The organism is Mesorhizobium sp. CNPSo 4688 (assembly GCF_057784295.1).
In genome coordinates, this window is sequence record NZ_JBWLUY010000074.1 from 1 (window position 1) to 1,582 (window position 1,582).

At 57.8% G+C, this 1,582-nt stretch carries 1 protein-coding gene; it reads left to right on the top strand.

The features are described 5' to 3' along the window. Window positions 1–94 precede the first annotated feature (94 nt). The coding region (locus AC04SH_RS34775; RefSeq protein ID WP_488578076.1) for an adenylate/guanylate cyclase domain-containing protein at window positions 95–1,582 on the top strand (1,488 nt) is incomplete at its 3' end.

Below are 1,582 nucleotides of genomic sequence, written 5' to 3' on the forward strand. Positions count from 1 at the left end.
TTGAATTCCGGCTTATGACGACCCATCCTCGACGTTCCGGCTCGTGGACTCGGCCGGCGGTCGCCCGTACAATCCTTGTCCTGTTGTGAAGGCAATGCGCTACATGACCGAAGGAAGCGTCCAACGTCGCCTCGCGGCCATCTTTGCCGCTGACGTGGCGGGGTACACTCGGCTCATGGGCAGGGACGAAGTCGGCACGCTTGACGCATTGAAGGAAATCCGGGCCAAGTTAATCGACCCAAAGATCGCCGAGCACAAAGGCCGTATTTTCAAAACGACTGGCGATGGCGTCCTCGCCGAGTTCCCAAGCGTCGTGAGCGCCGTGGCTTGTGCGGTCGATATCCAGCGAGCCATGTCGGACCGAAACGGAGCCGTCCTCGAAACCCAGGCAATACGATACCGGATCGGGATCAACCTCGGCGACGTAATCGTCGAGGATGACGATCTGTTTGGTGACGGAGTGAACGTGGCGGCAAGGCTCGAAGGCATTGCTCCCGTTGGAGGTGTGATGGTTTCGGGCACGGTGCGAGATCACCTCGGAAACCGGCTTGACCTGCAATTCGACGACAACGGTGAGCAGATACTTAAAAATATTGAGCGCCCTGTGCGAGCCTATGCGGTGCGTCTCGACGGTCCCGAAGCGACCCCCACTTCGCCGACCTCGCTTTCTGATAAGCCCTCCATCGCTTTGCTGCCGTTCGTCAATATGAGCGACGACCGTCAGCAGGACTACTTTGCGGATGGGATTACAGAGAACGTCATCACCGGATTGTCTCGGTTTCGCGATCTTTTCGTCATCGCGAGCAATTCGACGTTCGCCTACAAGGGCAAAGCCACCAAGATACAGGATGCCAGCCGGGAGCTGGGTGCCCGCTATATCTTGGAGGGCAGCGTACAGAGGTCGAAGGACCGTGTCCGGGTTACGGCCCAGCTCATTGACGGCAAGACTGGTCGGCACCTTTGGGCAGAGCGCTACGACCGAGGCATCGATGATATCTTTGCTGTGCAGGACGATGTCACCGAAAGAATAATTGGAAGTTTAGCCACAGCGCACGGAGGCCGACTGTTAAAGGCGTGGCAAGAGCGCCCGGAACTCGCGGGGACACGGAACTTTCAAGCGCTGGACTACTTCGTGCGAGGTATGGAGGCCATAGACCGCAATACCAAGGAGGGCAATCAGCACGCGCGCGAACTCTTCCTCAAGGCCGGGGAGCTTGATCCCAAATTTGGCAAGGCCTTTGCCAAAGTTGCCTGGACGCACATGATGGACGTAGTCGATGGATTCAGCGTGGACCCCGAGTCCTCGTTGGCTGATGCTTTGCGGTACGCCAATCTCGCGATTGAACGCGACGACGCGGATGCGTGGGGCCATTACGCACTCGCAGGACACCGCCTTTTTAGCGGGCAGTACGAACCTGCCATTGCAGCATTTCACCGCGCCTTTGATCTCAATCCCAATGACGCAGACATTCTCATGGACTATGGCTACTGCCTGAGTTGCGCGGGACGAACCACCGAAGGCTTCGACGCAGCACAAAAGGCGTTGCGCCTTAATCCTCGCTATCCCGAGTGGTACGTTCAA